The sequence below is a fragment of the Mesorhizobium sp. M0243 genome (assembly GCF_040321775.1).
Taxonomy (GTDB): domain Bacteria; phylum Pseudomonadota; class Alphaproteobacteria; order Rhizobiales; family Rhizobiaceae; genus Mesorhizobium.
The window spans coordinates 91,684-112,893 of sequence record NZ_JAMYSF010000011.1 but is presented as its reverse complement, the minus strand read 5'-3'; the positions used below and the strand labels follow the sequence as shown (position 1 = coordinate 112,893).

Below are 21,210 nucleotides of genomic sequence, written 5' to 3'. Positions count from 1 at the left end.
CGTTTTTGATCCACGAAGCCATTTCGAAAGCTGATGATGCTCGATGCAGAAAAGACCAGGGCTGCGTCGCGGTTGTTGGTAGGCCACCGGGACAAGGGCACCCGTCTCGACGCCATACCTGAGGCGTTGCGCCCACAAACACGGCTCGAAGGTTACGCCATCCAGTCGCATGTCATGGATCGCTCGGTGGCCCCACTTTTCGGCTGGAAGATTGCCGCGACCAGTCTGGCCGGACAAAGGCACATCAACGTCGACGGCCCGATGGCCGGACGTCTCCTGGCCGAGAAAGCGGTGGAGGTCGGCGGGACCGTTTCCCTGGCGACGAGCAAGATGCGCGTGGCCGAGATCGAATTCGCTTTCCGCTTCGGCCGCGAGCTGCCGCCTCGTCTGGCACCCTATGAAATCGCCGAGGTGATGGAAGCCGTGGCGACCTTGCATCCGGCGATCGAAATCCCGGACTCACGGTATGACGATTTCTGCGCCGTCGGGGCGCCGCAGCTCATTGCGGACAATGCCTGCGCCAATCTGTTTGTCATCGGCGAGGCGGCGGAAGACGACTGGCGGGACGCGGACCTTGCAAAGCACCCCGTGGTCGCCTCCGTTTCCGGAAGGTCGCAACATAGCGGATCGGGAGCAGCCGTGTTGGGCGATCCTCGCATCGCGCTCACCTGGCTCGTCAACGAGCTGTCGGGCCTGGGCATAGCGCTCCAACCGGGACAGGTGGTGATTACAGGTACCTGCGTGACGCCGATTGGCGTCGAGGCAGGTGACGAAGTCACTGGCGATCTAGGCAGGTTTGGCCGTGTCTCTGTGCGATTTGTTTAGGCTCCGCGCTGCCTGGCCACGAAACTGCGCACCGCCAGCACCAGCACTGTGATGATGATCAGGATCACCGAGAGCGCGGCGATCGCCGGGTCGATGTTGTCGCGCAGGCCCATCCACATCAGCCTCGGCAGCGTGATGGCGTTGACCGAGGTGATGAACAGGGTGACGCCGATTTCTTCCCAGGACAGCACGAAGGAGAGCAGTGCCGCGGTAATGATGCCGAACTTGATGTTGGGCATGATGATGCGGGTGGCGCGCTCCCACAAAGTGGCGCCTAAGCCCCGGGCGGCAAGGTCGATGCGGCGGTCGAGCTGGCTGAGCGAGACCAGCATCAGCACGGTGGCGAAGGGCACGGTCATCACCGAATGGGCCATGGCGACGCCCAGCCAGGTGTCATAGCCGAAGAAAGAGCTGAAACCCGAGATCGAGGTCAGCAGGAAGTAGAGCGTGATCGCCGAGACCACCGGCGGCACCACCATCGGCAGCAGCACGAAGCCGACCAGGGCCGCGGTGAAGCGCGGCTGGAACATCCAGACGCCAAGACTGAAGCACAGCGCGAGCACGGTGGAAAAGGCGCTGCTGACGACGCCGATGCGGATCGAGAGCAGGATCGATTGGAGCCAGCGTGGATCCTCGATCAGCGCCCGGTAGTGGCGCAGCGACAGTTCGCCCGACGGCATGGCCAGCATGCGGCTCGGCGTCAGCGACACAGGGATGACGGCGAGCAGCGGCATCAGCAGGAACAGCGCCACGAAGGCGGCGATGATCAGCGAGACGGGACCGGGGCGGTAGGTCGGCATCAGATCAACTGCTTCGGTCTGACATAGCGGAACAAAAGCGCCATCAGCGCGCCGACGAACAGCACCAGCACGACGCTGATGGCCGCGCCCAGGCCCCAGTCCGGGCTCTGGAAGATCCTGAGATAGATCAGCTCGGCGATCATGACGCTGCGGCCGCCGCCGAGGATCGCCGGCGTGACGAAGAAACCGAGCGAGAAGACGAACACGATCATTGCCGCGCCTATGATGCCGGAGCGCGTCATCGGCACGAACACCGTCCAGAAGGTGCGCATGCGGCTGGAACCGAGGCCACGCGCAGCTAAAAGCACGCGGTCGTCGAGGCTGCGCATGGAAGATGCCAGCGGGAAAACGGCGAAAGGAATGAGGAAGTGCGTCATGCCGACGATGACGCCGAATTCGTTGCGCACCAACGCCAACGGTTCGGAAATGAAGCCGATCGCCTGCAACCAGGTGTTGATCAGGCCGCGATTGGAGAGCAGCGCCACCCAGCCGAAAGCACGGGTCAGCACGGAAATCCAGAAGGGGACGAGAATGCAGAACTCGGCGATCAGGCGCTGTGCCGGGGTTCCACGCACCCAGACGACGGTGATGGCGTAGGCAGCTGCCACCGAAACGACAGTGACGACCGCCGCGATGCGCAGCGTGCGGATGAACACCGACTGCACGAGATCGTCGGTGAGCAGCGCCTCATACTGGCCGAGGCCGGGCGTCGGCAGTGTAAAGCTCCATTTGACGACGCCGAGAAACGGCCAGGCATAGGTCAGGACAAGAAACAGGAGCAGCGGCGCCATCAACAGCGCCGCGCCCATCCTGTCGGAGAGATAGGATCTCATTTCGACCCGATTACCCCGCCCCTGATCAGGCCGAGATGATCTTGGTGTATTCGTCGAGCGCCGGCCCATAATTCTTGGCGTACCAGTCCATGTCGAGCGCGATCTGCTTCTTCATGTTCTCGGGATCGACCGGATTGATGCGCTTCTTGTCGGCGGGGATCAGCGCGTCTGCCGCCGGGTTTGCAGGACCTTGGCCGAGCTTGTCGAACATGACCAGCTGCTTTTCAGGGTCCTGGGCACTGGCGATGAACTTCATCGCAGCGTCCTTGCCGCCGGGGTTGCCCTTGAGCACGGCCAGCGCGCCGGGCGAGATCAGGCCCTGGTCCCAGATGAACTTGATCTTGCCGCCCGAATCCTGCTCGATCAGCGAGGCACGGGTCGACCAGACGATCGCCATCGAGGCCTCGCCATTGAGCAGCACGCTCTGGCTTTCGGCGCCGCCGCCCCAATAGGCAACGACGTTTTCCTTGAAGGCGGCGATCTTGTCATGGGCGCGCTTGAGGTCGAGCGGGTAGAGCGACGCAGGCGCGATACCGTCGGCGAGCAGGGCTGCTTCCCAGCTCGACACGCCCCATTTGTAGAGCGAGCGCTTGCCGGGGAATTTCTTCACGTCGAAGAAATCGGCCATGCCGGTCGGCGCGTCCTTGCCGTACTTCTCGGAATCATAGGCGATGACATAGGAGAAGAAATAGGTCGAGGCGGCGTATTCCCAACCAAAGCCGGGCCGCATCTTCTTCTTGTCGACGATGTTGTAATCGATCGGCTCGAGAGCCCCTTGGGCGCCGAGCGTGATGGCCGAGAACGGGTCTACGTCGACGAGATCCCAGGTCGGCGCGCCGCTCTTGAACTGCGCGGCGATGGCGCCTTCGGTCGGACCCGAACCGTCCATCTTGACGGTGATGCCGGTGTCCTTGGTGAAAGCCTGGCCATAGGCGGCATCGTAGGCGGTGATGGCATCGCCACCCCAGTTGACCAGCACAAGTTCCTTGGCCTGCGCAAAGGCACCTGTCGAGCGCAGCAGCATCGGCGTGCCGGCCAGCACGAGTGCCGCCAACTGTGTGAATTGCCGGCGCGAGATCTCGCCGCGACCTGCCCTGGCGGACAGGCTCTCGATGGCTTGTTTCTTGGTGTCATGTGTCATGTCAGTTCCCCTTTTTTGTTGTTGATAGTGCCGGAAAACGGTGCTGCGATATCTCGCCACACCGTTCGTCATTGCCCTCCATGCGGAAGGAGGAAACCCTTTTCCGCCGGCCAGGTGAGCCAGACGGAGTTGCCCTTGCTCAAGGCCGCGGCAGCCACCTCGTTCGGCACCGAGACCGTGACCTTGGCGCCTTGCCGCGTTGTCAGGTCGAGCCGCGTTGCAGCACCTAGGTAGGTGGAGTTGGTGGCGGTAGCGGCGATCCCATTCTCACCATCTGCCGCCTCGCCCGATATCGACATGTATTCGGGCCGGATCGCCAGGATGGCATCGCCGCGCACGAGTTCGGCCTTGCAGCCCATGCTGACCGCGCGGTCTTCGCACAGGCCAGTCGAGCCATTGCCGGCGGGCTTGACGCCCTTTAGCGGCAGCATGTTGATCTCGCCGAGGAATTCGGCGACGAAGCGGTTGTCCGGCCGGTCGTAGACCTCGTCGGGCGCTCCGACCTGCAGCAGTTTGCCGTGGTTGAAGATGGCAACGCGCGACGACAGCGCCAGCGCCTCGCTCTGGTCGTGGGTAACGAAGACGAAGGTGGTTCCGGTCTCCTGATGCAGCCGCTTCATCTCGGCTTGCATCTGGCCGCGCAGGCCCTTGTCGAGTGCGGAAAACGGCTCATCGAGCAACAGCACGCCCGGCTCGAACACCAGCGCTCGCGCCAGCGCCACGCGCTGCTGCTGGCCGCCCGACAGCTGCGCCGGCAGTTTCTTCTCGTGGCCCTTGAGGCCGACGCGCTCGATCATCTCGCCGACACGGCGCTTGATGTCGGCGGCCGATTTCTTGCGCACCTTGAGTGGGAAGGCGATGTTGGCTTCTACGCTCATATGTGGGAACAGCGCGTAGCCCTGGAACACCATGCCGGCGGCGCGTTGCTCTGCCGGCCGGTCGGTGATGTCGACGCCGTCGCTGAACAGCTTGCCCTCGGTCGGCTGAACGAAGCCGGCAAGGATCATCAGGAAGGTGGTCTTGCCCGAACCGGACGGCCCGAGCAGGGTCAGGAACTCGCCACGGCCGATATCGAGCGACAGATTGTCCAGCGCACGGAACGAGCCGAAGCTCTTGCCGATCCCGATTGCCTTGATCTCTGCGGCACGGCCGGGTTGCTGCATACTGCCCTTTCCCTAACGCTTGTCGAAATCGTAGGCAGGGTGCCGGCTCACCGCAACCGAATAGTTTTCGCCTGATCGGCAAATTCCATTCATCTATGGCGAGATGTCGCCACCTGCCCTCAATACGGCAGAATGCGGTTCTCCTGGAGTTTCGACCGCAGCCATCCTGCGAACGCTTCCAGAACCGGATGCGAAGCCTTGGCGTGTTCGGAGACCAGGAAATAGGAGCGCGGCGACTTGATCGCTATGTCGAACGGCCTGACCAGCCGGCCCTCGCTCAGCGCCCGCCGGCTGGTCAGTTCGTCGCCCATGGCGATGCCCTGGCCGGCAATCGCCGCCGAAAAGACGAGGTTCATGTCCGAAAAGAAGATGCCGCCCTCAATGTCGGGGTTTTCCACCTTGGACAGCGCCAGCCAGCGTGCCCAATCCTCGGTGTCATCGAGATGCAGCAGGTTGGCGCGTAGCACGTCCGACGGCCGGGAAAAACCGCCGACCTTGTTGAGCAGCGTCGGGCTGCAGAGCGGCGTGAACGAGATTTCGCAGAGTGGTTCGACCGCCCGGTTCGGCCAATTGCCGACACCAAACGCAATGAAGGCATCGGCATCGGCATTGCTGACATCGTCGAGCCGGCGCGGCGTCAGGATGCGCAGCGCCACGTCAGGATACATCTGCCGGAACTCGCCGATATGGGTGCACAGGAACAGCGAGGCGAAACCGGGCGTGCAACTGACGGCGAACGAGCCGCCGACGCCGGTGCCGGCATCACGCGTCACCGCATCGCCCAGAACGGTGAGCGCCTTGCGGACGTCGCTGGCGTAGCGCTGGCCGCGGGGCGTCAGCGCCACGCCCTTGCCGATGCGTTCGAGCAGGTCGAAGCCGAGGTCGCGCTCCAGCAGGCGAAGCTGATGGCTAACAGCGCTGCGGGTCAGGTGCAACTCGTCGGCGGCGCGCCAGACGCTGCCGTGGCGGGCGAAGCTGTCGAGCGCGCGCAGCGCTTGTGTCGATGGTATACGCAAGGAGCCTCAGGTGAACCGAATTTGCACGAACCGGGAAAACATATCACTTTTTAGCGAACCGCTTCACTGCTTTCTTCTCATGCCATGGAGAAACCGGTGGCCACCTCGGCGCAAGCAACCGCCCTTGCCTGTCTCGACGGCATCCAGCCGTTGTTGTCCGCGTGGACACGCACCATCTTCGATTACGGCGAGACCGCGTGGCGGGAGTATCAATCAGCCGCCTGGTATGTCGAGCGACTGAAACTCGAAGGCTTTTCCGTCGAAGAAGGCTCCGCCGGCATGCCGACCGCCTTCTGCGCGCATTGGACCAACGGCCCCGGCCCGACCATCGGCATGTACGCCGAATACGACGCGGTGCCGGGCAATTGCCAGGATGCCGCTACGGTCGAGCGTCCGCGCCGGGGACTTGGCAACCAGGCCGGCGGCCACACCGACCCGCATTCCGGGCTGGGCATTTCGAGCCTGGGCGGGCTGCTGGCGACCAAGGCGGCGATGCAGCGCCACGGCATATCAGGCACGCTGCGCTTCACCGGCGAGCCGGCGGAAAAGGTGCGCGGGTCAAAGCCGATTCATGCCGCCAGGGGCTATTATGACGGACTTGCCGGCATGATCTCCTTTCATCCGTTCTATATGCTGCCGCTCTGCAACACGGCGCGCTGGGACACGCATTGCGGCGCGGCCTACGCGATGATCTATCGCTTCATCTGCGACCAACCGGAGCGCTGGGCGCTGGCTGCGGGTGCCGCACCCATTCCGCAAGCACATTCGGCGGCGCGCGCCCCCGGCGCCAACGACGCATTGATGATGATGTATATGGCCTCCAAGGCTCTGCGCGATTCCATGCTGCCTCACCAGGGCGGCTGGTCGATCAGCGAGGCGATCCTGACGGCGGGGCAAGCGACCGCCGACAATTTGCCGGCGGGACTGGCCGAGATCCAGTACATGATCCGCGTGCCGACGCTTGCCATGGCCGAGCAGGTCACCGCGGTGCTCGACCGCAATGCCGAGGCCGCTGCCAGCATGAGCGGCTGCCGCCATGAGCGGCATTGGGTGTCGAAGTCACGGCCGGGACTTGCCAACCACGCCATGGCCGAGATCGCCTATGAAGCACTGTCGACGGCTGGGCCGCCGCGCTGGGACGAAGACGCCAAAGCCATCGCACGCGAAATACAGGTCAATGCCGGGCGCATGGCGAGCGACGAACCGTTCATCGGAGAACTCGAGCGCCTGATCGAGCCGCAGGCGGCGGAAGCGATCCTGCGCCGCGATCTGCCGCCCTCGCAAGTCAATTCGACCTCCGACGATTACACCGACATGAGCTGGCATACGCCGACGGCGCGGTTCTATGTCGCCCGCCCGGCGCTGCGTTCGGAGACCGGCTACCCCTATCCGGCATGGGTGATGAATGCGATGGGCGGCATTTCGGCGACGATCGACCCGATGGTCATCTGCGCGTCCAAGACGGTCGCGCTGGCGGCGCTCCGCCTGCTGGAAGACCAGACCGCCCGCGATGCGGCGATGAATGAATTCGTCGCCCGCACCGGCGGCGGAATCGGCGGCTCGAACTGGATCGCGCCGCTCTGCGATTACGAACCGCCGATTGGATTTCGCTGGCCTGAATATGTCACCACCCCGCGCGGACGGGACTGGTGGATACCGAGCAACCAAACACCCCAAGCTGCCTCACGAGGAGAACCCCATGACCGTTCATGACCGCATTGTCGCCGAGCCGTTTTCGCTGCAGCGCCGGAACCCCGCCGGCGGCACCAAGCCGCTGACCGCCTGGGGCTTCGCCAACGAGACCGACGTGCTGACCGACGTCCTGCTTGGCTCACCCAATTTCCTGCGCCATCTGTCAACCAGCTCGCTGTCGCGAAAGCATCTGCGCGAGGCGCCCTGCAACGTCCAGATCGCCCAGGCCCAGCACAAGGACCTGGTTGCCGCCTACGAGCATTTCGGCGTCAACATCCACTGGCACGAGCCGACGCCTGAGCTGCCGATGCAGGTCTATTCCCGCGATTCCAGCGTCATGACGCCTTACGGCGCCTTCATCACCGCCATGGCCAACTGGTGGCGGCGCGGCGAGAACTATGCCGCGATCCGCACCTACGAAAAGCTCGGCATCCCGATCTACGACATGGTCACCGCGGGCACGTTCGAGGGCGGCGACTTCAACGTCATCGAGGACGGCGTCGTGCTGATCGGCTGCGGCGGCGCGCGTACGCAGGAAGAAGGCGCACGCCAGGTGCAGGCATGGTTCGACAAGGAAGGTTGGGAAACCCGCATCGCCTTCATCGACGAGTATTATGTTCATATCGACCTGATGGTGGTGCCTATCGCCGAGAAACTGACCGCTGTCTGCCTCGCCTGCACCGAACCCGGCATTGTCGACTGGTTGAAGGGCAAGGGCCACGAGATCATCGACGTGCCGTTCCAGGATACGATGGCGCTCGGCTGCAACTTCATGTCGCTGGGCAGGGACCGGGTGATCGCGCCGACCTCCAGCCAGGCGCTGATCGGTCAGCTCAAGGCGCGCGGCTTCGAGGTCGCGGCCGTCGACATGAGCGAGATCTCGAAGACCGGCGGCGGCATCCACTGCATGGCGCAGGCGCTGAAGCGTGAACCGGCCTGAGGAGTGGGATAGCGCTACGCTGCTTCGCTCACATTCGCATCAGCATGATCGGCATCCTGGCGGCCGAGGGTGCAAGGTCGCGCGCGCAAAACGGCTGAGATCGCCGGCTGGCGGCACCGTGTGCCCCGCTTGCGAGTCGCAACGCTGCCCGATGCGAAACTTGCGCGATAGCTAATATAAGCGCACAGTAAAAACGTCTTTTGGGAGAGGACAGCTCATCTGCAAATCGGGAGGAAAGCATGAACACCATGAGCCTCACCACGCTTGAACGCGGCAAAACGACAGTCGACGCCGCAGCCCTGGAAGCGTTTTCGGCACAATTGCGCGGCAAAATGCTGAGCGAAGGCGATGCCGCGTATGACGAAGCACGGACCGTCTGGAATGCCACGGTCGACCGGCTGCCCGGGCTGATCGTGTGCTGCGTCGGAGCTTCCGATGTCATCAGTGCCGTGAATTTCGCCAGGGAGAACAGGCTTCTCGTCTCGGTGCGCGGCGGCGGCCACAACATTGCCGGAAGTGCGGTCTGCGATGGTGGCCTGATGATTGATCTGTCATTGATGAAATCGGTGCGGGTCGATGTCGCTGCGCGGCGGGCATGGGTCGGGCCTGGCGCGACGCTTGCCGATGTCGACAAGGAAACGCAGGCCTTCGGGCTGGTGGTACCGACCGGCATCAACTCGACCACCGGCATATCCGGCCTGACGCTGGGTGGCGGCTTCGGCTGGATCACCCGCAAATTCGGGCTGACCATCGACAATCTTGCCTCGGCCGATGTGGTCACCGCCGATGGCAAACTGCTCCGGGCCAGCCAGACTGAAAATCCCGATTTGTTCTGGGCGCTGCGCGGCGGCGGCGGCAATTTCGGCGTCGTCACGGCATTCGAGTTCCATCTCCATGAGTTTGGACCGCAAGTGCTGGCAGGGCTTGTCGTCCATCCCTTCGCCGATGCCGAAAAGGTGCTGCGGGAGTATCGCAAGGCGCTCGAAACCGCTCCTGACGAGTTGACCTGCTGGGTAGTCATGCGGCAGGCGCCGCCGCTGCCCTTCCTGCCCGCGGAATGGCATGGCAAGGAGGTTCTGGTTCTGGCCATGTGCTATTGCGGCGACATCGAGGCAGGTGAAAAGGCGACGCAAAAGCTTCGAGCCATCGGCACGCCGATTGCCGATGTCGTGGGCCCCAGCCCGTTCACCGGCTGGCAGCAGGCATTCGACCCACTGCTCACGCCCGGCGCCCGCAACTACTGGAAGAGCCATGACTTCACCGAGTTTTCCGAGGAGGCGGCTGCGGTCGTCAGGGGGGCAATAGCCAAGCTGCCGGGACCCGAATGCGAGATATTTATCGGCCATGTCGGCGGCGCGGCAGGTCGCGTCAAGGCGGACGCAACGGCGTTCCCACAGCGCAGTTCGCATTTCGTCATGAACGTTCACGCCCGCTGGCGCGAACCCACGATGGACAAGGCTTGCACCGACTGGGCTCGTTCAATCTACGAGGCGGCCAAACCTTATGCCGCCGGCACCGCCTACGTGAACTTCATGCCGGAGGACGAGGTCGACCGGGTCGAAGCGGCCTATGGTGGCAATCATCGACGGCTTCTGGAAATCAAGCAGCGCTACGACCCGCTGAACCTGTTCCGCATGAACCAGAATTTGCGTCCGAAAGAAAGCTTGCGAGCCGCATGAGGCGCGCCGTGCTGCAGTGAAAAAGCTCACGCCTCCGCTGGAGGCGCGGGCACATGCTGTTGGCGCCGGGCTGTATTCTTGGGCCGGCCCATCAGCAACAAACCCAATACTGTGTCTTCGCCGCCCTTGTGAGTGCTGGAAAAATGGAGGAATAGTCTCCCGGAATGCATCGCCCTGAAATTGCCGGTTTGCGGTTCTCAGGTCGTGCAATTGCTAGCCGGATTCCGAATGGCCAGTCCCGAACCGCGCAAGAGAAGAGGTCCGATCGCCGCCCGGCTGCTGGCGCTCGATGCGTGGATCGATTCCTCGCTCTATGAGATCGGCTTCAAGGCGCGCCAGTTCTGGGAATCAGCGACGATCTTCTCGCGGCGCTTCCGCGTCAACGGCTGGCGCCGTGGCATCATCGAACTGTTGAGCGAAGGTTTCACGCTCGGCGCCGTCGGCATCGTGGTGATGCTGGCGCTGGCCATTCCGGCTTTCCAGGACACGGCTGGCGACTGGCGCGCCCAGGGCGACTTCGCCGTCACCTTCCTTGACCGCTATGGCAACGAGATCGGCCAGCGCGGCATCATCCAGCGCGATTCCGTGCCGGTCGACGAGATGCCCGATCACGTCATCAAGGCGGTGCTTGCCACCGAGGACCGTCGCTTCTTCGATCACTACGGCATCGATGTGCTCGGCCTGTCGCGCGCGATCTTCGAGAATGTGCGGGCGAACTCCGTCGTCCAGGGCGGATCGAGCATCACCCAGCAGTTGGCCAAGAACCTGTTCCTCACCAATGAGCGCACGCTGGAGCGCAAGATCAAGGAAGCCTTCCTGTCGCTGTGGCTCGAGGCCAATCTGTCGAAGAAGGAGATCCTGCAGCTCTATCTCGACCGCGCCTATATGGGCGGCGGCACGTTCGGCATCGAGGCTGCCGCCGACTTCTATTTCGGCAAGAGCGTCAAGGACCTGAACCTGGCCGAGGCGGCGATGCTGGCCGGCCTGTTCAAGGCGCCGACCAAATATGCGCCGCACATCAACCTGCCGGCGGCGCGCGCGCGCGCCAATGTGGTGCTGTCCAACCTTGTGGATGCCGGTTTCATGACCGAAGGCCAGGTTCTGCAGGCCAGGCTGCATCCGGCCGATGTCGTCGACCGCGGCGAACAGAAAAGCCCTGACTATTATCTCGACTGGGCGTTCGACGAGGTCAAGAAGATCGCCAAACCTGGCCAGCACTCGCTTCTCGCCCACACCACCTTTGACGCCAACATCCAGAAGGCGGCGGAAGAATCGGTGGAGTTCCACCTGCGCCAGTTCGGCAAGGAGTACAACGTCACCGAAGGTGCCGTCGTCGTCATCGAGACCAACGGCGCCGTGCGCGCCATCGTCGGCGGCCGCGACTATGGTGCCAGCCAGTTCAACCGCGCCACCAAGGCGCTGCGCCAGACCGGCTCGTCATTCAAGCCCTATGTCTACGCAACCGCGATGGAACACGGCTTCACCCCCAACTCCATCATTTCCGGCGGCCCGATCAGCTGGGGCAGCTGGTCGCCGCACAATTACAACGGCGGATCGGCCGGCAACGTCACGTTGATCATGGCAATGGCCAAGTCGATCAACACCGTGCCGGTGCGGCTGGCCAAGGATCATCTCGGCATCGGCCCGATCAAGGCCATGGCCGAGGCGATGGGCGTGGAATCGCCGATCGAAGCACATAAGACGATGGTGCTCGGCACCTCGAGCATGACGGTGATGGACCAGGCGACGGGCTACAGCGTGTTCGCCGACAACGGCTTCGTCGGATCCCGGCACGGCATCAGCCAACTCGTCACCCGCACCGGCGAGGTGGTCTATGATTTCGCCAAGGACGCGCCGCCGCCACACCGGGTGCTGTCCGAGCAGGCGCTCAAATCGATGAACACCATGCTGGCCGCAGTGCCGGTGATGGGTACGGCGCGGCGAGCCCAACTTCCCAACATCGTCGTCGCCGGCAAGACAGGCACCACGCAGTCCTACCGCGACGCCTGGTTTGTCGGCTTCACCGGCAACTACACGGCGGCGGTATGGATGGGCAATGACGACTTCACGCCGACCAAGAACATGACCGGTGGCTCACTGCCGGCGATGGTGTGGCAGCGACTGATGGTCTACGCGCACCAGAACATCGACCTCAAGCCGATCCCTGGCATCGACAAGCCCTTCGTCGATGAGGAGATCGCTGCCAAGGCCGAGGAAGCACAGAAGAAGAGCGACGATCAGGCGGCGGCCGATGCAGCCGCCGAACGGCCGCCGGTGCTGTCCAGCCGCACGACCCAGACGCTGCGGGACATGACCACGCTGTTCCAGTCGGCGCCCGTCCTCAGTACGCCGCAACTGCCGGAGACGCTGTCGGCGCTGTGATTGGCGCCGAGACAGTTGAGGGGTGATGGCCGGATCACCGCCATTGCCAAGCTGGAACACCCCTCATCCGACCGAGCTTCGCTCGGCCACCTTCTCCCGAAAGGGGAGAAGGGAGAGCCGTCTGCAATTCTACGTCGGCCCGCTTGCCACAAGGCCCCACGCCGCGATATCCCCGAGCGGCAACTCTTCGTGTTCCCGGCCCCTCATGCTCAAAACTGCCTTCCTGACGCTGCTTTCGCTTGCCATAGCCATCGTCGGCGGTGGCGGCAGCGTCTGGTATGCGCTGAAAATCCAGGATGGGGTCGGCGCCATCAGGATCGGCCAATGGACGGCCTTTCCCGATATCGGCACACCGGCCGCCGATCCCTATTCCAAGGCCCGCGTGGCGCGCGAGGGTGTGCTTGCGCTCGGCCGCGCCGAGGGGCTGTCCTTCGTCGCCGAGCGAGACGCGGCCGGCGCCGAGCTCAAGCGCGAATGCACCTACACAATCGAGGGTGATTTTCCGACGGCACGGTTCTGGACGCTTTATGCCGCCGACCAGTCGCTCGGCGTGGTCGAAACCGGCAAACCCCGGCTGGCGGCGCTGCAATCCTACGGGGTGGTGCGCCAGCCCGACAATTCGGTGATCATTTCAGCCGGCCATCACCCGATGCCGGGCAATTGGCTGCTGACAGACGGCTTCGGCAGGATGTATTTCGTGCTGACCTTCTACGACACGCCAATCGCCAGCAGCACCGGCCTGTCGGACGTCTCGCTGCCGCATATCGTCAAGGTCGGCTGCAATGCGTAGTTTTTACGCTGCGATGCGCGGACTTCTGCATGCCGTCCTGCTCGGTCTGCTCGGCGCCGGCATCGTGCACATCGCCGTGCTGCTGCTGGTGCCCGAGTTTTCCGAACGCGATGCCTGGTCGCGGCTGTCCATGGCGTCGGATCTCTACAAGATGACGCGGCTCGATGCCGAGGCCGGTGGCGCGCCCGTGGTGAAATCCGTCGACCCGCTGTTTTACGCGACGGCCTGCCGGTTCGATCTGGGCGAAGGCATGGTCCGCGTCAAGGCACCTGGGCATGTCCCGTTCTGGTCGGTGTCGGTCTATGACCGCAGCGGCCACAACATCTATTCCTTCAACGACCACACAGCGACCGGCGGCGTTCTGGATGCCGTCGTGCTGACGCCGGCGCAGATGATCGACGTGCGCAAGGATCTTCCCGAGGATCTTCAAGGAGCGATCTTCGTCGAAGCGCCGATCGAGGAAGGCATCTTCGTCATCCGCGCCTTCGTGCCCGACAGCAGCTGGAAGCCGATCGTGTCGCGCTTCTTCGAACAGAGTTCCTGCGAGTTGCAGGACTTCTAAAGCGTGTCGCGTCTGAACGGATTCAGACGACCCGCTTTGGATCTTTGTTTTTATGCATGTCGTTCTCCCAAAACCGAGGTCACTTTTGGGCGACATGCACTAGACATGACCCCGGACCAAAGGTCCGTGGCCGCCGAAACTCAGTGGTGCGGGGCCGGTTTTGGTCCTGGCGAACCCGGCTTGTCGGGATCGACCGGCCGCACTTCGCCGGCATGCGGCCGCTCGTAGCGGATGCCGGGAAAGATGATCACCGCCGCCGGCATTTCGGCGGTTTGCTTTACTCTGGTGTTTGGTGCCGTACGCGGCACGAAAGACAGTACCATGCCCATGGTTCGCGCATTCCTCTCGGTTTCCCCGGAGCACAACGCAACGCCTCCAAATGTCATTAAGGCCGGCAGAGGGTTAACGGAACGCTAACGGATCGTCGCTAACTTGAACTTTGTTCTTGGCACTCTCGGAACCGGCACGGTCCCGGTCGAGCGTCGTCAAGGTTGTGTCGAGTACGGGCGTATCCTTCGTGTCATCTTCGGACTTCAGGCAAATCGCGGTGCGAAAAGACTCGGGAAAGGCCGAAAGGCTGTTCCGCGCCGCGGTGTCGGCGTTCTGCTCGCTCACCCGCCCTTCACGCCGCGAGATCGGTCAACTCGAAGACCTGACGCTGCCGCTGTTCAATGACGTGTCCGTCGAATCTCGCCGTTACGTGGCAGCCGCCCTTTCCGAATGCGAATACGCCCCCGCCGCCCTGGTGCGCCGTCTTTGCGAGGAACCGGTCGACATTGCCGCGCCGCTGCTCATCCGCTCACGCGCCGTCAGCGACATCGATCTCATCGCGCTGATCGGGCGACATGGCCTGCCGCATGCGCGTGCCATCGCGCGCCGCAAGGGCTTGAACCCGACCATCGCTGATCTGATCAGGGCCCTCGAGAGGCCAACCCTGGTGCGCGCGCCGCAACCGGATCCGAATGCCGCCGCGGCAGACAAGATCGCGCCAGCGAGCACGGAAACCGCCTCTGACGAGCCCGCCCGGGAACAGGCACTCGGCATCGCGGCTGAGAATGCACGGCGCAGGCTGCGCTCGATGATGCGCACGGGCGACGAGGCGGCAGCGACGAACGCCGATCCTTTCAAGGGCGCCGACATCTATGTGAAATTGCGCGAGACAGCGCTGACGGGAAACGCCGCGTTCTTCCAGACCGCGCTCGCCGATGCACTCGATATCGATTTCGAGATCGCGCGATCGCTCACCGCCAACCAGAATTATGCCTCGCTGCTTGCCGCCTTGCGCTCGCTCGACCTCAGCGAAGACAGGGCCTTCCTGATCACGGTTGCCGTCTATCCCAACCAGTTCCCGCATCCGCAGGCTATCCGCACCTTCCTCGACCGTTACCGGCTGCTGCATCGTGAAGCGGCCCAGGACAAGATGCGGTCGTGGCGGGCGGAAGCCCTTTCAAGGGTGGTTCGCGGCGCAGCACCTGCCAACGGCGATACACGCACCGCCTCGAACAGCGACGATGCGGCGGCTTCGTCCGGCCTCAGGGCGTCTTCACGGAAATAAGCTCCTCGACGGGCACGGTGCCGGCCTCGATCTCGACCACCCAGATATCGGGATCGAATTTTTTCTCCCTTTCCAGCCTGGCGTCGAGCACTGTGGCATCCTCGCCGGTTCCGAGCTGAGTGAAAAACCGGTCGTCGGGCTTGGCCGAATCATAGCTTGTCTGCGGCGCCGGCCCGAACAGGGCAACCTCGCCCAGCCTGCCCCGCGCCAGGACGAACACAGCGCCGGCCTCGGTCGCGCCGCGCTTGACCACGGCGGCAAATCCCCCGGCGCCGAAAACCCGGCGCAACAGGGCCGAGACCCACAGATCCGATGTGACGCGCATGAGAGAGCTCCCGAAACTGCCGGTTCTCTATCGATATTTCCGCCGCTGGGCGAGCCGTCGTTTCAGCCGTCAGTTGGTCAGGCCGATCTCGCGCATCTTGACGTAGACGATCTCATCGGGCTCGCCGGTCTGCGGCAGCCCGAACAGCGACTGGAATTCCTTGATCGCCGCCTTGGTGCGCGCGCCGACGACACCATCCAGCTGCATGTCGTCATTGCCGAACGCCTTGAGCCCGGCCTGGATCTTGACGATGCGGGCATCGGGCGCTTGCGTCTCGGCATCCGCCTGCCCGGAATTTGTCTGTCCTGAACCTGTCTGCAAAGACACCGGAACGGCGGCCGGCATATCCGGGCGCGGCTGCGGCCTGGGTACGACGGAAGCGGTTTTCGGCGTCGCGCCCAGTTGATCGAGCAGAAGCGCGTCGATCTCGCCGGACGCGTTGAGCCCGACCTTCTGCTGATAGTCCTGGATGGCCTTGCGGGTGTTGGGTCCGGAAATGCCGTCGACCGTTCCCGAATAGAAATCAAGATCCTTCAATATGCCTTGCACCTGCTCGACAACCGGATCGCCCTTGATCGGTGCCGGCGCGCCGGATGGCCGCACGATGTTGAACGTCGTTTCCGGCTCGTCGGGCGCCGCGTGCGGAAAGCCCGCAATGCTGCGGGTCGCGAAGAATGCGCCGGCATGCGGGAAAGGCTGGTACCACAAGGCATTTGCGGAGACGTAGAACAGCGTCACCAGGAATGCCGTCGAGCCGCCCACCAGGACAGGATTGCGCGAGATCATGCCGCCGACGGCAACAGCGCCGTCCTGAAAGGCATTGCTGCGGCGCTTGACCGCCTTAGCCGGTTTTGCGGAGCGAGCCATCTCTGTCCCCTTTCGCCATCGCTACAGGCATGGTCAGCACGCCGGCCTTCTCCGCCTGATGTCCCTTCGGTCCGTTCACCGGCAGGCTGATGGTCACCGTGGTGCCCTCGCCCGGCATGCTTTCGATGGACATCGTGCCTTCGTGCAGCGCCACAAGGCCCTTGACCAGTGAAAGGCCAAGACCAGTCCCCTCGAAACGGCGGGTATAGTCGTTCTGGATCTGCATGAAGGGCTTGCCGAGATTGGCGAAATCCTCCTCGGCGATGCCGATGCCGGTATCCCTGACCCAGAAATGGAGGCGCGAACCGATCCGCTTGGCACCGACGACGACGTCGCCGCCGTCGGGGGTGAACTTAATCGCATTGGAGACCAGGTTGATCAGCATCTGCTGCACGGCGCGCTGGTCGGCATTGATGTCGCCGGCGTCCGGCGCGATCTGCGCCCGCAGATCGATGTTCTTGGCCTGCGCCTGCAGCTGCATCATCGACTGGCACATGTCGACCGCTTCCGCGAACCGGAACGGCTCCGGCTCGGTCGCATAAACGCCCGATTCAATCCTGGACACGTCGAGTATCGAGGTTACGACGGCGAGCAGATGCTGGCCCGAATCCCTCACCAGGCCGACATATTCCTTCTGGCGCGGATCCTTGAAGCCGCCGAACATCTCATGCAGCAGCATATCCGAGAAGCCGATGATGGCATTCAACGGCGTGCGCAGTTCGTGGCTGACCACCGCCAGGAAGCGGCCCTTCGCCACTTCGGCGGATGCGGCCGCCTCATTGGCCGCCGCGAGATCCTCGCGCAACCGGGCGATCTCGTCATTCTCGCGCAGGACGAGCGTAAAGACGTCACCCTGTTCCTCACCGCGCACCAGATCAAGTGAGAACGGGCGGTAATTGTCGGCCGTCAGGCTATTGCCGTTCTGAGGCAGGCGGATGCGCAATTCGAGCCGGCGCGACAGCGCACCGTCGCGCATGTCGGCCATTGCGCTGAGATAGGAAACGCGATCCGACAGATGGACGCGATCGAAGAGGCCGTTTCCAGACAGCAGTTCGGGCGGCAGTTTCAAAAGCGTGCGCGCTTTCGGCGACGCGTCCAGGACCTCGCCATGGCGGGCGACCCGCAAGACCACCGCATCGATGATTTCTTCGAGCCGGTCGGCAGTGTCGACCACAGCCGCGTCGGCCGTGTTTTGAAACGCCGATGCACGCGGCATCAGCGTAAGCGCCCACGCCAACGGCACCAGCCAGTGCCACGCCGCGATCTGCGCTCCTGCGAACGGAAATACGGTTCCAGCCAAAGGCTGAGCCAGGATGGCGACAGCGGCCGACACGGCTCCCCACAGTGCTGCACGTCGCGAGCCGCCGATCCACCAGGCTTCGAAAGGCAGCGCCAGGACAAGCATGGCGACAGGCGAACTCAGCCCGCCCGCGGCGGCAATGAGACTGCCGAGAGAAATGCCGGCCAGCACCAGGGCGAGCCCACTCGCCATCGCCATCTTGCCGGTCGCCGCCACCAGCAAGGCGACGAACCAGCACAGGCCAAAGGCGGCGAAGATGGCGGCCATGGTGACGGCAACGCCCATGCCTGAAGTGACCAGGGTGACCGCGGCGCCGGCGGCAAAGAAAGGAGCGGCGAGCATGACGCCGATGAAACGGCGCTGGCGCTCGCGGTCGCTCCGCCCAAGGATGGACGGATGGACCATACGTTCGCAACCGGCAGAAATCGCGCCAGGCAATTCAACGTATCTGGCCTTGATTGAACTCAACTCAACGCACTCGCACATGTCGTGGACAGCTCTGCTTTGCAGATGGTTCTGGTTGGCTTTGAAACTGGCATCCAGCGTTTAAGGAATGGATAAGGCAGGGCCGACCAAGGCCCTGGCCTGCGGCAAATATCGGGATGCCGGCCGCCGAAAGCACGGGCAAATGCAGCCATAGTAAACGGAGAGTTATCCGGCGACGGCACCTATCGGACAGGCGCACACGGCACCCGGACTTCCGCATTCCAAGAAAAATACAGGAAAATCAGGGGGATGTATGGTTATTTGTTGTTAAGGAAAATCACTGGCAATTGAGACAAATCGATCGCAGAACGCTTCGTCTCGAATTTGCCTAAAATTTGAGGAAAATTCTCTCTTTGCCCGCAAGCCGTCCTTTGCGCCTGTGTGCCAAGATCCTGCCTACAAAAGAGGTCATGCCATATGGATGCATGATCCGGTCACGACGAGAGGGCAAGGGCATGGTCTTCCTCATAAGAATGGCTTTCTGGTTTTCGCTGGTGCTGCTGGCGCTGCCGCTGGCTGTCGGCCCCGATGAATCGGGCCGCGAAAGCGTCGGGCCGATCCAGGCCTTGTTTGCGGCACGCGAAGCGGTTGGCGATATCGCCGGCATTTGCGAACGCAAGCCCGATGTCTGCGAGACTGGCAAGTCGGCAATGCACACCATCACCGCCCGCGCCAAGGAGACCGCCAAGATCGCGGCAGCGATGATGGACGACAAGTCCGCCGCCGGCCCCGACACGTCGACGATGACCGGCAGCCTGCCCGAAGAAATCGTCTTGCCCGAGACCGTCAACCTGCCGCCTCAGAATTAAGCCGTTTCGACGGCGCACCGCGGGCTGTCTGCCCTCTCGACGCCCGCGGTGTCCTTGTTTTTTCCGTGACGCGGCGCCGCCGCGTGACTATATCCGGCATTATGATCACCACGATCCAGACGATCCGCGACGATTTTTCGTTCCTCGAGGAATGGGAAGACCGCTATCGCTATGTCATCGAACTCGGCGAGGCGCTGCCGCCATTTCCCGACGAGCAGCGCAGCGCCGCCAACAAGGTGCCAGGATGCGTGAGCCAGGTCTGGTTGACCACCGAACGCGGGGCTGGAGCCGACCCAGTCATCACCTTCACGGGCGATTCGGACGCTCACATCGTGCGTGGACTGGTTGCGATCATACTTGCGCTGTTTTCCGGCAGGACCGCCAGCGAAATCCAGCAGACCGATGCGGAAGCGACATTGAAAGAACTCGGCCTCGACGAACATCTGTCGCCGCAGCGCGCCAACGGCCTTCGCTCGATGGTCAAGCGCATCAAGCGCGACGCCGAGGCAGCGCTCAAGCAGACCGCCTGACACCTTCATACCGGATCCGCGCCTCGCGGCGCAAAAATCAAACGGCGCCCGAAGGCGCCGTTGATGTCGATCCGATCTGGCTTATTTTGACGCAATTCCCAAGGGAGAGCTCTATGCGCTTTCCCGGGAAAACCGTTTCACTTTTCCTTGAATTGCTCTGGCAGCGATTACCGCGCTTTGCGCTTGCGGCCGAGGCCCATCTTCTTGGCAAGCTGTGACCGGGCAGCCGCATAGTTGGGTGCAACCATCGGATAGGTCGGGTCAAGGTTCCATTTTTCGCGATACTGGTCCGGTGTCAGGTCATAGTGGGTCATCAAATGGCGCTTCAGCGACTTGAACTTCTTGCCGTCTTCAAGGCAGACGATGTAGTCGTCATGAACCGACCGCTTCGGGTTGACCGCCGGCTTCTGCTTGTCGGCAGGCGGCTGTTCGGCGGTTCCGCCCACACGCCCGAGCGCAGCATGGACATCGGATATCAGGTTCGGCAATTCGCCGACCGGCACGGGATTGTTACTGACATAGGCGGCCACCACATCGGCGGTCAATTCGATCAGCGCATCGCTGTTTCTGGAAGGTGTTTCGACAATATCCATGGTCTTCGGGCCCCAACAAGAGTTACATCGATCTGCGCCCTTTTTTACAAGCAGGGCATCGCACGAATTTTGTGCAGGTAGAGTTTCTACGATTCGTGTCGCGGGCACATCAATGAGCGCCCAGACCAAGTAAGTCAATTCGGCCCTTACGCTATATTGAACGATATTGATCAATTATTCCGCGATCAGCTTCAATCTTTCGTGCATTGTGTAATTTATCGATATTTCGCGCGCTCGTCGGCAACGGCTGACGCAACGTCAGCTCACCGTTACATTCGCGGCATCTCACGAAATGGGTTTTAATGTTTGATTTTGCTTGGCTATCGTCGGGCAATATTGGTTGTTCATATTTGTCCACAAAACCACAGGTTGCCGTGGTCATACGCAAGCAATCAGGCGACATGCCTGTCATCCGGCGGATCGGCTGATTGCTGCCGGATCAATCAATGCGGCGTGATGTATTTGCCATACGCCCAGCCGGTGACGAATTTGCCGTTCTGGGCCGGATCATGCCAGACTTCGCACCAGCGAAAACGAATCTTTTGTTCCTGCTTCCATGCCGGCTGGTTGGCGATGTCGAGCAGGTTTATTCCGCCGGTGCATCGCCCGGTCATCTGCAGAACGGTCCCGTTCGGATATGCCGCCTGCTTCTGGGATGCGCCCGAAGGGTATTTGCGCACATTGAGCGTGTCGCCGAACGGCACATTGGCCACTTGCCAAGCCGCGAATACGGTCGCATGAGACTGGCCGGCAAAGGCCAGAGTTAGTGAAGCAACGGCGAAAGCCGCAGCAGTCCGAGACCAAATAGTCATCATCTCTTCCTCCCGGCTCATCTCCTGGAGCCGACACAATCCATACGCTCCGGCTCTTGAACCTGCCCTGATCGGCGTGTTCATTCGCCGTTCAAGATATTTCTCCATTT

21 protein-coding genes are annotated in these 21,210 nt (G+C 62.7%); 10 read left to right on the top strand and 11 right to left on the bottom strand.

Features of this window, described 5'->3' with window-relative positions; translation table 11 throughout:
• The first annotated feature begins 36 nt into the window (after positions 1–36).
• Entirely contained in the window at positions 37–825 is a 789-nt protein-coding gene (locus tag NKJ11_RS16760; protein ID WP_352630791.1) for a 2-keto-4-pentenoate hydratase, read from the top strand.
• Here the strand turns inward: NKJ11_RS16760 and NKJ11_RS16755 are convergent.
• From NKJ11_RS16755 to NKJ11_RS16735, 5 genes are all read right to left on the bottom strand, one after another.
• Positions 822–1,625 carry an ABC transporter permease gene (locus tag NKJ11_RS16755; RefSeq protein ID WP_352630789.1) on the bottom strand — a complete coding sequence of 268 codons (804 nt, stop codon included), beginning with the start codon at positions 1,623–1,625 and terminating at the stop codon, positions 822–824. The genes NKJ11_RS16760 and NKJ11_RS16755 overlap by 4 nt on opposite strands.
• Positions 1,625–2,458: an ABC transporter permease gene (locus NKJ11_RS16750; RefSeq protein ID WP_128302996.1), complete on the bottom strand. Its 834-nt coding sequence runs from the start codon at positions 2,456–2,458 to the stop codon at positions 1,625–1,627. Before NKJ11_RS16750 ends, NKJ11_RS16755 begins: the two co-directional genes overlap by 1 nt.
• Positions 2,459–2,483: 25 nt before the next feature.
• Positions 2,484–3,599 (bottom strand): ABC transporter substrate-binding protein, encoded by a 1,116-nt coding sequence (locus NKJ11_RS16745; protein WP_023812803.1) that lies wholly within the window; start codon positions 3,597–3,599, stop codon positions 2,484–2,486.
• Between the two features lie 68 nt (positions 3,600–3,667).
• On the bottom strand, positions 3,668–4,762 hold the full coding sequence (locus NKJ11_RS16740; protein ID WP_352550669.1) for an ABC transporter ATP-binding protein: 1,095 nt from the start codon (positions 4,760–4,762) through the stop codon (positions 3,668–3,670).
• A gap of 119 nt (positions 4,763–4,881) precedes the next feature.
• Complete coding sequence (locus NKJ11_RS16735) at positions 4,882–5,778, bottom strand: LysR substrate-binding domain-containing protein (protein ID WP_013532647.1); 897 nt, start codon at positions 5,776–5,778, stop codon at positions 4,882–4,884.
• 84 nt (positions 5,779–5,862) lie between these two features.
• Here NKJ11_RS16735 and NKJ11_RS16730 point away from each other — a divergent pair, with 84 nt between their 5' ends.
• The 6 genes from NKJ11_RS16730 (at position 5,863) to NKJ11_RS16705 (ending at position 13,823) form a co-directional block, all read left to right on the top strand.
• On the top strand, positions 5,863–7,491 hold the full coding sequence (locus NKJ11_RS16730; RefSeq protein WP_352793811.1) for a zinc-binding metallopeptidase family protein: 1,629 nt from the start codon (positions 5,863–5,865) through the stop codon (positions 7,489–7,491).
• Positions 7,478–8,410 carry a dimethylarginine dimethylaminohydrolase family protein gene (locus NKJ11_RS16725; RefSeq protein WP_127267591.1) on the top strand — a complete coding sequence of 311 codons (933 nt, stop codon included), beginning with the start codon at positions 7,478–7,480 and terminating at the stop codon, positions 8,408–8,410. Before NKJ11_RS16730 ends, NKJ11_RS16725 begins: the two co-directional genes overlap by 14 nt.
• Positions 8,411–8,649: 239 nt before the next feature.
• The gene (locus NKJ11_RS16720) at positions 8,650–10,089 is read left to right on the top strand and encodes an FAD-binding oxidoreductase (protein ID WP_352630779.1); all 1,440 of its coding nucleotides are present in this window, start codon (positions 8,650–8,652) and stop codon (positions 10,087–10,089) included.
• Between the two features lie 228 nt (positions 10,090–10,317).
• A complete protein-coding gene (locus NKJ11_RS16715; RefSeq protein WP_127272265.1) occupies positions 10,318–12,471 on the top strand; it encodes a transglycosylase domain-containing protein in 2,154 nt (717 codons plus the stop codon).
• Positions 12,472–12,676: 205 nt separating this feature from the next.
• Entirely contained in the window at positions 12,677–13,261 is a 585-nt protein-coding gene (locus tag NKJ11_RS16710; RefSeq protein WP_127321659.1) for a DUF1214 domain-containing protein, read from the top strand.
• On the top strand, positions 13,254–13,823 hold the full coding sequence (locus NKJ11_RS16705; RefSeq protein WP_127271883.1) for a DUF1254 domain-containing protein: 570 nt from the start codon (positions 13,254–13,256) through the stop codon (positions 13,821–13,823). The genes NKJ11_RS16710 and NKJ11_RS16705 overlap by 8 nt, the downstream gene beginning before the upstream one ends.
• A 140-nt stretch (positions 13,824–13,963) precedes the next feature.
• On the opposite strand, the gene NKJ11_RS16700 is transcribed toward NKJ11_RS16705, so the two are convergent.
• A complete protein-coding gene (locus NKJ11_RS16700; RefSeq protein WP_352630776.1) occupies positions 13,964–14,152 on the bottom strand; it encodes a hypothetical protein in 189 nt (62 codons plus the stop codon).
• Positions 14,153–14,340: 188 nt separating this feature from the next.
• Here NKJ11_RS16700 and NKJ11_RS16695 point away from each other — a divergent pair, with 188 nt between their 5' ends.
• Positions 14,341–15,378 (top strand): hypothetical protein, encoded by a 1,038-nt coding sequence (locus NKJ11_RS16695; protein ID WP_352630774.1) that lies wholly within the window; start codon positions 14,341–14,343, stop codon positions 15,376–15,378.
• Here NKJ11_RS16695 and NKJ11_RS16690 read toward each other — a convergent pair.
• The 3 genes from NKJ11_RS16690 to NKJ11_RS16680 all read right to left on the bottom strand — a co-directional run bounded on the left by NKJ11_RS16690 (position 15,356) and on the right by NKJ11_RS16680 (position 18,275).
• Complete coding sequence (locus tag NKJ11_RS16690; RefSeq protein WP_127268163.1) at positions 15,356–15,703, bottom strand: DUF1491 family protein; 348 nt, start codon at positions 15,701–15,703, stop codon at positions 15,356–15,358. The two genes, NKJ11_RS16695 and NKJ11_RS16690, sit on opposite strands and share 23 nt — an antisense overlap.
• Before the next feature lie 69 nt (positions 15,704–15,772).
• A complete protein-coding gene (locus NKJ11_RS16685) occupies positions 15,773–16,570 on the bottom strand; it encodes a peptidoglycan-binding domain-containing protein (RefSeq protein WP_128309500.1) in 798 nt (265 codons plus the stop codon).
• On the bottom strand, positions 16,545–18,275 hold the full coding sequence (locus tag NKJ11_RS16680; protein WP_352793810.1) for an ATP-binding protein: 1,731 nt from the start codon (positions 18,273–18,275) through the stop codon (positions 16,545–16,547). Before NKJ11_RS16680 ends, NKJ11_RS16685 begins: the two co-directional genes overlap by 26 nt.
• 536 nt (positions 18,276–18,811) lie before the next feature.
• Between NKJ11_RS16680 and NKJ11_RS16675 the strand changes: the two genes are divergently transcribed.
• On the top strand, positions 18,812–19,165 hold the full coding sequence (locus NKJ11_RS16675; protein WP_027035810.1) for a DUF5330 domain-containing protein: 354 nt from the start codon (positions 18,812–18,814) through the stop codon (positions 19,163–19,165).
• A 101-nt stretch (positions 19,166–19,266) separates the two neighbouring features.
• Positions 19,267–19,695, top strand: coding sequence for a SufE family protein (locus NKJ11_RS16670; protein ID WP_256745851.1), 429 nt, complete (start codon positions 19,267–19,269; stop codon positions 19,693–19,695).
• A 167-nt stretch (positions 19,696–19,862) separates the two neighbouring features.
• Here NKJ11_RS16670 and NKJ11_RS16665 read toward each other — a convergent pair whose 3' ends face one another.
• Positions 19,863–20,288, bottom strand: coding sequence for a Ros/MucR family transcriptional regulator (locus NKJ11_RS16665; RefSeq protein WP_013532660.1), 426 nt, complete (start codon positions 20,286–20,288; stop codon positions 19,863–19,865).
• Positions 20,289–20,731: 443 nt separating this feature from the next.
• Entirely contained in the window at positions 20,732–21,100 is a 369-nt protein-coding gene (locus NKJ11_RS16660; RefSeq protein WP_127268166.1) for an SH3 domain-containing protein, read from the bottom strand.
• Positions 21,101–21,210: the final 110 nt, after the last annotated feature.

Excerpts from the sequence above, each read along its gene's own strand:
- NKJ11_RS16685 (WP_128309500.1), bottom strand. The coding sequence starts at position 16,570 with ATGGCTCGCTCCGCAAAACCGGCTAAGGCGGTCAAGCGCCGCAGCAAT.
- NKJ11_RS16670 (WP_256745851.1), top strand. The coding sequence starts at position 19,267 with ATGATCACCACGATCCAGACGATCCGCGACGATTTTTCGTTCCTCGAG.
- NKJ11_RS16740 (WP_352550669.1), bottom strand. The coding sequence starts at position 4,762 with ATGCAGCAACCCGGCCGTGCCGCAGAGATCAAGGCAATCGGGATCGGC.
- NKJ11_RS16680 (WP_352793810.1), bottom strand. The coding sequence starts at position 18,275 with ATGGTCCATCCGTCCATCCTTGGGCGGAGCGACCGCGAGCGCCAGCGC.
- NKJ11_RS16715 (WP_127272265.1), top strand. The coding sequence starts at position 10,318 with ATGGCCAGTCCCGAACCGCGCAAGAGAAGAGGTCCGATCGCCGCCCGG.
- NKJ11_RS16730 (WP_352793811.1), top strand. The coding sequence starts at position 5,863 with ATGGAGAAACCGGTGGCCACCTCGGCGCAAGCAACCGCCCTTGCCTGT.
- NKJ11_RS16675 (WP_027035810.1), top strand. The coding sequence starts at position 18,812 with ATGGTCTTCCTCATAAGAATGGCTTTCTGGTTTTCGCTGGTGCTGCTG.
- NKJ11_RS16720 (WP_352630779.1), top strand. The coding sequence starts at position 8,650 with ATGAACACCATGAGCCTCACCACGCTTGAACGCGGCAAAACGACAGTC.
- NKJ11_RS16750 (WP_128302996.1), bottom strand. The coding sequence starts at position 2,458 with ATGAGATCCTATCTCTCCGACAGGATGGGCGCGGCGCTGTTGATGGCG.
- NKJ11_RS16710 (WP_127321659.1), top strand. The coding sequence starts at position 12,677 with ATGCTCAAAACTGCCTTCCTGACGCTGCTTTCGCTTGCCATAGCCATC.
- NKJ11_RS16755 (WP_352630789.1), bottom strand. The coding sequence starts at position 1,625 with ATGCCGACCTACCGCCCCGGTCCCGTCTCGCTGATCATCGCCGCCTTC.
- NKJ11_RS16700 (WP_352630776.1), bottom strand. The coding sequence starts at position 14,152 with ATGGGCATGGTACTGTCTTTCGTGCCGCGTACGGCACCAAACACCAGA.
- NKJ11_RS16690 (WP_127268163.1), bottom strand. The coding sequence starts at position 15,703 with ATGCGCGTCACATCGGATCTGTGGGTCTCGGCCCTGTTGCGCCGGGTT.
- NKJ11_RS16660 (WP_127268166.1), bottom strand. The coding sequence starts at position 21,100 with ATGACTATTTGGTCTCGGACTGCTGCGGCTTTCGCCGTTGCTTCACTA.
- NKJ11_RS16725 (WP_127267591.1), top strand. The coding sequence starts at position 7,478 with ATGACCGTTCATGACCGCATTGTCGCCGAGCCGTTTTCGCTGCAGCGC.
- NKJ11_RS16705 (WP_127271883.1), top strand. The coding sequence starts at position 13,254 with ATGCGTAGTTTTTACGCTGCGATGCGCGGACTTCTGCATGCCGTCCTG.
- NKJ11_RS16760 (WP_352630791.1), top strand. The coding sequence starts at position 37 with ATGCTCGATGCAGAAAAGACCAGGGCTGCGTCGCGGTTGTTGGTAGGC.
- NKJ11_RS16665 (WP_013532660.1), bottom strand. The coding sequence starts at position 20,288 with ATGGATATTGTCGAAACACCTTCCAGAAACAGCGATGCGCTGATCGAA.
- NKJ11_RS16745 (WP_023812803.1), bottom strand. The coding sequence starts at position 3,599 with ATGACACATGACACCAAGAAACAAGCCATCGAGAGCCTGTCCGCCAGG.